This window comes from Chamaesiphon sp. VAR_69_metabat_338, from assembly GCF_031423935.1.
Classification (GTDB): domain Bacteria; phylum Cyanobacteriota; class Cyanobacteriia; order Cyanobacteriales; family Chamaesiphonaceae; genus Chamaesiphon.
This window is the reverse complement of record NZ_JANPGM010000189.1, coordinates 1-7,437: the sequence shown is the minus strand read 5'-3', so window position 1 is coordinate 7,437 and position 7,437 is coordinate 1. Positions and strand designations below refer to the sequence as shown.

Sequence of the window (7,437 nt, the reverse complement as noted above, 5' to 3'; positions counted from 1 at the left end):
GGCACGCTGACGCCTTGCCCCACTGGGGGTAGCTCGGTAAAGACTGCTGGCGAGAAGCCGCCGAGTCCTTTGGTAATTACCATAAACAAAATTGAAGCTAGCGGCACGATCGCAATTGCCACACAGAGAAACACCAGCCCCGTCATTACTTTGCCAAAGAGCTGGCGGCTGGGTGATATCCCAAACTGGTTATCGGTGAAAGCTTCCGCAGAATCTGGAGAAGGTAAAGGAGTCATAAGTTTTGCCGAGACAACAGCAACAGGGATATTTACGAACGCGGTTTTGGCGTGCAACAGCGAACCGATCGGCGTGGAAAATCCTCAATTCAGGTCGCTATGTATTAGGATAGCATCGGCAAATTTTCGAGAGTGTCGTCGATCGCGCACCAATGCAGGACAGGCTGGAGCTTAAATGCGGACGGTTACTTGTTTTCCGTGCAAATACTCCTTAATTTCGGCGACAGTGAGTTCGCCATAATGCAGCAAAGAAGCTAATAATGCAGCTTCGGCACGTCCGGTGGTGACGGCTTGATAAATGTGCTCGCAGTTCCCCGCACCACCAGAGGCAATCACGGGTACTTGAACGGCGGTGGCGATCGATCGGGTCAGATCGAGGTCGTATCCAGCCTTGGTGCCATCGGCATCCATACTCGTGACCAAAAGTTCGCCTGCACCGCGTTTGGTGACTTCTTGCGCCCATTTGACCGCATCTAGTCCGGTGTTTTCCCGTCCGCCTTTGACGTAGACATCCCAGCCAGGATTGCTAGGATCGTGACGGCGTTTGGCATCGATCGCTATGACGATACACTGATTGCCAAATCTATCGCTGGCATCGTTAATCAGGTTGGGATTTCTCACCGCTGCTGAGTTGAGGCTGACTTTATCCGCACCCGCGCGTAATAAATCTTTGATATTTTCCGTCGTTTGAATCCCGCCGCCGACAGTTAAGGGGATAAATACGCAATCGGCAGTTCGATAGACGACATCGATCATCGTGTCCCGATCTTCGTGGCTGGCGGTGATATCTAGAAATACTAGCTCGTCAGCTCCCGCATCGTTATAAATCTGAGCCAGTTCGACAGGATCGCCAGCATCTCGCAGTTCGACGAAGTTGACACCTTTGACGACGCGTCCGGCTTTGACATCGAGGCAAGGTAATATGCGCTTGGCTAACATGGGGAATTCTCGTTGCTGTAATTAACCACCGCAGGAATAAGATTACCTGTGAGCGATCTCGGTACCTCATTTTAGATCGCGATCGGTCGATTGCGGTCAGTCGAGTCGAGAACCTGCTACGTTTTCCAGCAATCTGGGCATACTCAAAATGTTGCAACCCTCTTTGTCTGGCTTGTGAAGAATCAATTAGTAAAATTAGCGATTACTGGTGGTGGCGGCATCCTCATTGTCTTTACAGGCGTGGTGTCTTTCGCAAAAATAATGGATCGAGATCCCGATCTGGCTTTTGCATATAGTACTCAGGGTATTGTTAGGGCTGTATTATTTGACGATCGACAGGGTGCGATCGATAGCTATAGCCAAGCAATTCAGCTTCAACCAGATCGAGCTAATAATTACTATCTACGAGGGAAGACTAGATATAAATTAGGCAATAAACAAGGGGCAATCGATGACTATAATAAAGCGATTCAGCTTCAACCCGATTATATTAATGCTTATCTCAGTCGAGGTGTTGTTCGAGCTAGTATGGGTAATACAAAAGACGCGCTCGCTGACTACGATCGGGCAATCGCCATTAAACCAGATGATGCTAATAGCTATTACCATCGAGGGATCGCTAGATCGTATTTAGGCGATCGAAAGAAGGCGATCGACGACCTCAACAAAGCGGCTGAATTATACAAAGAACAGGGAAATACTAAGGATTATCGAGATGCACTCGATCGAGCGAACAAACTCAGCAAATAAACAGTCAACTTAAACGATCTCGAAGATAGATCGCCTAAATGGGTGCGCGTGGTAATTGGAACTAATAACAGTGCTAAAGAAATATCCGTTTATGTCATCGAGAAGTTTATTGTGGTTGGGACTAATTGGTGTAGCAGTTACGATGCTGCTGCTGCAATCGATCGCTAGTGCTAAAAGTTTGGTAAAGATCGATCGAACCAGCACAAGCAAGAATATAATTGCGATCGCCGATGCGAAGAAACCAACTGCGAGCGACAGGTTTGCATCGGGACTTCAGAAATATCGCAAGGGTGATGTACAAGGTGCATTAGCTGACTTTAATCGGGCGATCGAAATCGATCCCAAATATGCGATCGCTTACTATGGACGCGGATTTCTTGCCGCTGAAAAACTTCAGGATATTCAAGGCGCGTTAGCTGATTTCAATCGCGCGATCGAACTCGATCCTAATAATGCTGTTGCTTATTGTGCCAGAGGGGTACTCAAGCACGAATATCTGAGCGACAAATCTGGCGATGTGATTGACTTGCAAACTGCCGCAAAATTATATCAAGAGCAGGGACGCACTCAAGAGTATCAACACGCGATCGATCTACTCAAAAAGTGGCGTCAGAATGGCGAGAGTTAGATTGACGATCTAGCAAGTTATCGCTGTTCGATCGAGTGAAATTACTTGGAAATGAAGGGCTACTGGACATTATCGATCTTGGCATCAATGACCGATCGAATATCTGCGGGGACATTAGTAAAAAACTTGTAACCAGTAAGCTGCTCTACTTCTTTGACAGAAGTGCGATACTGTTGCCACGGATCGTATTTGATGCCTTGCTTATTGGGGACGATGACGGCGATCGTCCGGGTATTTTTATCGACACCAGCGACTCCAGAATTGGGCTTATCCAAGACTAGAATCACTTTCCATGTCACTGCTGGCACCAGCACTTTACCCTGCCCGACAGTTGCTTTGAGACCATTTTTGCCGATGCCGCCCTGTCCGTGTCCGCCGGAAATAATAAATAATTCTTTCCCAGATCTAGCCAGTTGCCGACAATAGTTTTCTAGCTGTACCCACACGCCCTGATTATTATCCGGCGATTGGGGGATAATATTGGTCATCAAAAAGGTCTGAATATTATCCTCAGGCGATCGACTGCGATCTTCCGAATTGGTCATGTGACCGCGATCGAAGCCGCTGCCAGTATAGTCCGAGGGTCTGATCCGTTCCCAGCCAGCGGGTAAATCTTCATCTGGTGCAAATTTGCCTACCCGGTGAGCATCGCCCAACCAGGAAGCATTGAGTTCCCACGACACCCAGTTGGGTATCCCTTTCTGTTTGGAATAGGAGAGCGCGTACTGAGGACGGGTAATCAGGTAATTCTCAGCATTCCCAGGCGAAGTTGTGGCTTGAGACGGATTCCCCATCAGGAGATTGATATTACCTTGTGTTTCCCCCCCCGATGGGATATCGGGATTGCGACAGGCAACTAGGCTAATCGCGATCGTCAAAATCAGGAGGTACGCTACTTTTCGCACAGTTGTCGCTATTTAAATGGATGCTAGCTGCTTATAAATTTTCACCCTCAGCCGGATGAGGGCGATCGGTATGATACAGCGCATCCAGTCTAGCACGAGCATCCTCGATACTAATCGACTTCATAATTAGTAATGGTTCGGTGGTGACATTACCCAAGTCATCGAGCAATTCTGGGTGGGGTACCGCTCCCACCCGATAAGTATAACCGCGACTACTGCCATCGTTCATCGATCTAGATGGTGCCGCGTCGCGACTGAACCCAATCAGACTGCGAATCAAATTGCCGATCGCCAGAAATGCCAAAATAGTAAAGGCAATTAAATATATAATCTGTAACACAATCCTGTCCTCTACAATGTGCCAAAAATAAGTAGCAATCAAAAAGTTGCGGGATATCTGGCAGATTGTTGTTACCACTCTAGTTACCAACAAGTGGGCGGACACATCTAGACCGTCAATGCAGCTTTTATGAGAAATTCAAACCAAATGGGTCATCCTTACTCTTCTATCTTAGACTGTTCCGACTGTCTTAGCTGCATCGAGACATGCCAACATTCGGTCACGATTTGATGCCAACCGACCATTTGACTGGCTTCGATCCCCGCTTGCCCGCCGACGGCATTAAATAACATTTTAGCGACACTGACTTCTTGCTGCGCGCGATCGACCCGCGCCAATAAATCCGCTTGGGCACTGGGACTCAAAAATGCAATCCGCTCGCGCTCTAGGAGTTCTTTCGATCGACCAAACCAGTACTCAAAGTCTACCAGCAAGGGCTGGAGGATGGTTTGTAGCAGTTCTTGCTCTGATGGCTGAGATTTAGACATAAGGTGCAGACAGACTATCTGTAGATCTTATTTCTATTCTAGTGTCTTTTTTACAATTCTTAATTAAAAAATTTAGAATTAGTGGCCGATCCAGCACATCCAGTGGCCATCCCCTCCTAAATCGCCAAGTCCGATTTTGTCTCCGCTCCCCCTTTCACCCAAATAACGGACTTCGTAGTCAAGGAAAGTGCTGTATCCTAGAGAGGACAGTCCCGCGAACTTTGACTTTTGGACTCGATCGACGGTACAATAGTACCTATGCACCAAGCTTTTGCTAGTTAAACTAAGGCAAGCTACCTTCAACTTTCCCCTTGTTCATAGAGGCATTAATGGCAACCCAAATCACAAATAGCCCAGACAGACAAAAAGCCCTCAATCTAGTCCTCAACCAAATCGAAAAATCTTTTGGAAAAGGGGCGATTATGCGTCTCGGTGATGCCCAGCGGATGCGGGTAGAAACCATCTCAAGCGGGGCGATGACCCTAGATATTGCCTTGGGTGGCGGTTTGCCCAAAGGTAGAGTCATCGAAATTTACGGCCCTGAAAGTTCTGGGAAGACCACCCTCGCCCTGCACGCGATCTCCGAAATTCAAAAAGCGGGCGGAGTTGCCGCTTTCGTTGATGCCGAACACGCCCTCGATCCGACCTACTCTGCAGCACTCGGCGTCGATATCAACAATTTGCTCGTCTCGCAGCCCGATTCTGGCGAAGCCGCCTTAGAAATCGTCGATCAATTAGTGCGCTCGGCGGCTGTAGATATCGTTGTGATTGACTCGGTAGCTGCCTTGGTGCCCCGCGCCGAAATTGAAGGCGATATGGGTGACTCTCACATGGGTTTGCAAGCCCGTTTGATGAGCCAAGCCCTGCGTAAAATCACTGGTAGTATTGCTAAATCTGGCTGTACGGTGATTTTCATCAACCAACTGCGTCAGAAAATTGGGATCGTCTATGGTAGCCCTGAAACGACTACTGGCGGTACCGCACTCAAATTTTACGCTTCGGTACGACTAGATATTCGCCGGATTCAAACCCTCAAACGTGCAAGTGATGGTGAGTACGGAAATCGCGTCAAAGTTAAGGTGGCGAAAAACAAAGTCGCCCCTCCCTTCCGCATTGCCGAGTTCGATATCATCTTCGGGAAAGGGATCTCGACTGTTGGTTGTTTAGTCGATCTGGCTGAAGAAACGGGGATTATTACCCGCCGGGGTGCTTGGTATAGCTACGAAGGCGATAATCTCGCGCAAGGGCGGGACAATACCGTCAAGTACATGGAAGAAAATGCCGAGTTTGTCGCTAAAGTTCAGCAACAAGTTCTCGACAAGCTCAGTACTGGCGTCCCCGTCTCTGCTAACACGCTCAAGCAAGCTGAGGAAGAGACAGAAGATGGCGACGATGATGATGAAGAATAAACTCAGAGCGTAATGCTTGAAAAGCGGGGAGTGGTAATTACTACTCTCCGCTTTTTAGATCGATTTAAATCTGATGTTACTCTAGCAACCGCCAAGTCGATCGAGATGCATCACCGACTTCTTAGAGAATTTTAATCTCAATTTTAGCGATCTGAATACCAATGCGCCCTCGATCGTTAGAAGGGGTTACGATGGTAGAGATCGAGCGTACGGGCGATTATAGATGGGAGAGATCGTTGGCACGATCTCATTAGCATTAATGTATTTAGCTAGTATTTAAATTACCTATTGCCAGACATATTAACTACCACTAATAGTCGCAACTAGACTCGTCCTAACCAACTCATTGGTGTGGCCTCTCCCGTGGAGGATCGTCACCGTTTGCAGCTGAAGAAAAACTAATTCTTTAAATCCGATCGAAAAATGTTATTATAACAGCATGTAGTCTAAAAAAACAAAATTCTTGACTATTTGCACTAGGTATTTTGCATAGAATATGACAATCTGGGGAAATCTGATAGCGATCGCCATTATGGTGTTCGGATTATGGCTCAACAACACCTGGATTGCCGCAGCAGGTTGTGCGATCGCACTAGTATTATCGCTCCCAATCATCTATCGCGGGATTCGCCAAGAACTCTTAGACTCCCTATCTCCAGCCCAACGGTTACAATTAGTTGCCTCGATTACCGTCGCGATCGCCTTAATTGGCTTACTCCAGATCTTAGAATTTTTTGAGTATGTCAGTAGTTTTTCCGATCGCATCGACTGGAATGCAGTCGGGGCATCGGGTGAGTGGGGTGGAGCCTTCGGTCAAATTTTGATTGCGATCCTCGCCGTATATATCGCTTGGAGACAGTATATTATCTCCCGCGACCTAACGATCGAACAAAATCGCCTGACCACCCAACAAAATATTCTCACCCAGCAACAGACGATCGACGCCTACTTTCAAGGGATCTCCGATTTGGTGTTAGATGACGATGGTTTCCTTGAAGATTGGCCGCAGGAGCAAGCCTTCGCCGCCGGACGCACGGCAGCCTTGCTCGGCAGTATCGATGCCGGTGGTAAAGCCAAAGTCCTCCGCTTTCTGTCCCAATCCAAGCTGCTGACGCCCCTCAGACGCGATCGCCGGCTCGGTAGGGCAATTTTGGATGGCGACGGTGGTTATGACGAGGATCGGCTCTATGGCGTACGGGTCATCGATCTGGGGGTAATGCTTGCAGGAGCGGACGTCTCTCAAGCCGACTTACGCTGGACAGATCTCAGCGATGCCAACATGATTCGTGCCAACCTCAGTGGCAGCGATTTAGTCAAAGCGAACTTCTCGCGCACCATTCTCTATGAAGCAAATTTAAATGGTGCAGATATCAAAGGGACTCGCTTTTTTTATGGCAATAAGCCCGAACTTGCCAGTCCCCGCAGTCGCAATGAGATCCCTAACTATACGACGGGTGAATATACAGGTGCGGTAGTTGAAAATGCGGATTTTACTAACGTCCAAGAAATGTCTGAAGATCAGCGAAAATACTGCTGTATGTGGTGCGGCGATAAATCGCGCCAGACGATTCCCGGCGGCTGTGAAGGCATTCCCGATCGATTGCCACAGAAGAAATTAGGAGCATCACATTGACGATCGACCTGGGGCTACGTTTGAGATGGTGAGGGTACCCACAAGGGGCACCCCTACAGATTTTGGCGGTGTAATGATAGCCTGTAGTGGCGGTGCCTCGTGCCCGCCC

At 48.2% G+C, this 7,437-nt stretch carries 8 protein-coding genes and 1 pseudogene; 4 read left to right on the top strand and 5 right to left on the bottom strand.

Translation table 11 applies throughout. From position 1 onward, the window contains the following. Together RMO84_RS05625 and hisF are read right to left on the bottom strand one after the other, a co-directional pair. Positions 1–236 (bottom strand): annotated as a pseudogene (locus RMO84_RS05625) (phosphate ABC transporter, permease protein PstA); the annotation flags it as partial. 171 nt (positions 237–407) lie between these two features. After that, positions 408–1,175, bottom strand: a complete 768-nt coding sequence (gene hisF / locus RMO84_RS05620) for an imidazole glycerol phosphate synthase subunit HisF (RefSeq protein ID WP_310487494.1) — start codon at positions 1,173–1,175, stop codon at positions 408–410. 174 nt (positions 1,176–1,349) lie between these two features. Between hisF and RMO84_RS05615 the strand changes: the two genes are divergently transcribed. Both RMO84_RS05615 and RMO84_RS05610 read left to right on the top strand, forming a co-directional pair. After that, positions 1,350–1,925 (top strand): tetratricopeptide repeat protein, encoded by a 576-nt coding sequence (locus tag RMO84_RS05615; protein ID WP_310487493.1) that lies wholly within the window; start codon positions 1,350–1,352, stop codon positions 1,923–1,925. Between the two features lie 91 nt (positions 1,926–2,016). Beyond that, positions 2,017–2,553 carry a tetratricopeptide repeat protein gene (locus RMO84_RS05610; RefSeq protein WP_310487492.1) on the top strand — a complete coding sequence of 179 codons (537 nt, stop codon included), beginning with the start codon at positions 2,017–2,019 and terminating at the stop codon, positions 2,551–2,553. A 59-nt stretch (positions 2,554–2,612) separates the two neighbouring features. Here the strand turns inward: RMO84_RS05610 and RMO84_RS05605 are convergent, their stop codons facing one another. From RMO84_RS05605 to RMO84_RS05595, 3 genes are all read right to left on the bottom strand, one after another. Further along, the gene (locus tag RMO84_RS05605; RefSeq protein ID WP_310487491.1) at positions 2,613–3,458 is read right to left on the bottom strand and encodes a DNA/RNA non-specific endonuclease; all 846 of its coding nucleotides are present in this window, start codon (positions 3,456–3,458) and stop codon (positions 2,613–2,615) included. Positions 3,459–3,489: 31 nt separating this feature from the next. Further along, the gene (locus RMO84_RS05600; protein ID WP_310487490.1) at positions 3,490–3,798 is read right to left on the bottom strand and encodes a DUF2973 domain-containing protein; all 309 of its coding nucleotides are present in this window, start codon (positions 3,796–3,798) and stop codon (positions 3,490–3,492) included. Between the two features lie 158 nt (positions 3,799–3,956). Next, entirely contained in the window at positions 3,957–4,286 is a 330-nt protein-coding gene (locus RMO84_RS05595) for a DUF2605 domain-containing protein (RefSeq protein WP_310487489.1), read from the bottom strand. A gap of 329 nt (positions 4,287–4,615) precedes the next feature. Here RMO84_RS05595 and recA point away from each other — a divergent pair, with 329 nt between their 5' ends. Both recA and RMO84_RS05585 read left to right on the top strand, forming a co-directional pair. Beyond that, the gene (gene recA, locus RMO84_RS05590; protein WP_310487488.1) at positions 4,616–5,695 is read left to right on the top strand and encodes a recombinase RecA; all 1,080 of its coding nucleotides are present in this window, start codon (positions 4,616–4,618) and stop codon (positions 5,693–5,695) included. Positions 5,696–6,191: 496 nt separating this feature from the next. Beyond that, on the top strand, positions 6,192–7,328 hold the full coding sequence (locus RMO84_RS05585) for a pentapeptide repeat-containing protein (RefSeq protein WP_396135777.1): 1,137 nt from the start codon (positions 6,192–6,194) through the stop codon (positions 7,326–7,328). The last annotated feature ends 109 nt before the right edge of the window (positions 7,329–7,437 follow it).

Coding starts and splice junctions, on each gene's coding strand:
- RMO84_RS05595 (WP_310487489.1), bottom strand. CDS start 4,286: ATGTCTAAATCTCAGCCATCAGAGCAAGAACTGCTACAAACCATCCTC.
- RMO84_RS05585 (WP_396135777.1), top strand. CDS start 6,192: ATGACAATCTGGGGAAATCTGATAGCGATCGCCATTATGGTGTTCGGA.
- hisF (WP_310487494.1), bottom strand. CDS start 1,175: ATGTTAGCCAAGCGCATATTACCTTGCCTCGATGTCAAAGCCGGACGC.
- RMO84_RS05610 (WP_310487492.1), top strand. CDS start 2,017: ATGTCATCGAGAAGTTTATTGTGGTTGGGACTAATTGGTGTAGCAGTT.
- recA (WP_310487488.1), top strand. CDS start 4,616: ATGGCAACCCAAATCACAAATAGCCCAGACAGACAAAAAGCCCTCAAT.